Origin of the sequence: Tepidimonas aquatica (assembly GCF_007556585.1) — a bacterium.
In the GTDB taxonomy this organism is placed as follows: Bacteria; Pseudomonadota; Gammaproteobacteria; order Burkholderiales; family Burkholderiaceae_C; genus Tepidimonas; species Tepidimonas aquatica.
The window spans coordinates 1-551 of sequence record NZ_VJNA01000095.1; the positions used below are offsets into that span (position 1 = coordinate 1).

The 551-nt window shown below is 59.0% G+C and carries 2 pseudogenes; one reads left to right on the top strand and one right to left on the bottom strand.

Annotated features, from left to right (window positions below):
- Window positions 1-11 precede the first annotated feature (11 nt).
- A pseudogene (locus tag Taqua_RS13140) lies at window positions 12-137 on the bottom strand (IS3 family transposase); the annotation flags it as partial.
- Window positions 138-405: 268 nt separating this feature from the next.
- Between Taqua_RS13140 and Taqua_RS13680 the strand changes: the two are divergent.
- Window positions 406-551: pseudogene (locus Taqua_RS13680) on the top strand (IS5/IS1182 family transposase); the annotation flags it as partial.

Below are 551 nucleotides of genomic sequence, written 5' to 3' on the forward strand. Positions count from 1 at the left end.
GAAGATCAGCCCCCAGGCGGCGGGCGCCGGCGCCACCACGCCATGGCCAAGGCATCCTTGAGCAGGCCCGTGTGCATGCGCTCCTGCAGGCTCCATCCCACCACCTGGCGCGCAAAGAGGTCGATGACCGCAGCCAGGTTGTCACTGACCGCCATATTGGAGCCACTTGATGTTCGGCGTAAGCGAGCCAGTTCGTTGTCGGCGTAAAGGAGCCACCTGATGTTCACCGTAATGGAGCCAGCAGGGAGGTCAAACGGGCATCTCTAACCGGGACGCATGGCGTCGCTACTGAGTCGCCCCTGAAATATTCATAACAGCATGATTTTTCTTGTGTTATTGTCTGTTTGCGAGTACAATTTCCCCCAGATTTGATGGTCTGATGCGCCGTTTTCTGGGAGTTTTGCGATGTTTGCCTGCCCCGCCACCGAGGACTTCTTCCGCGCCCGGCTCGATCAGATGATCGACCTGCGCCATCCGCTGGCGGTGTTGTCCTCACGCATGCCGTGGCAGGAGTTGGAAGCAAGGCTGTCGCACCTGTTCATGCGCAAAGC